The sequence below is a fragment of the Kluyvera sp. EC_51 genome, from assembly GCF_019584505.1.
Lineage (GTDB): Bacteria > Pseudomonadota > Gammaproteobacteria > Enterobacterales > Enterobacteriaceae > Kluyvera > Kluyvera sichuanensis.
Genome location: NZ_VDAG01000019.1, coordinates 1 through 231, shown reverse-complemented (window position 1 = coordinate 231; position 231 = coordinate 1). Strand labels below are relative to the sequence as shown.

The window sequence follows — 231 nt, the reverse complement described above, 5'->3', positions numbered from 1 at the left end:
AGGGGTTACCAGCTTGCGCTCGATGATTTCACGATGGATGATGAATGGGACCGCTTTATGCAGTATATTTCTGTCATCAAATTTGATGTCAGAGACAATGACTATGAAGATATCCAGCAATATATCCACAGAAAAAGTCAGCTTCTGCAGGGCATAAAATTCCTTGCTGAAAAAGTGGAAACAAGGGACGAGTTTGAGCTTTACAGCCGGGCGGGTTTCGCGCTTTTCCAG

1 pseudogene is annotated in these 231 nt (G+C 44.2%); it reads left to right on the top strand.

The features are described 5' to 3' along the window. A pseudogene (locus FHC49_RS05830) lies at positions 1 to 231 on the top strand (diguanylate phosphodiesterase); the annotation flags it as partial.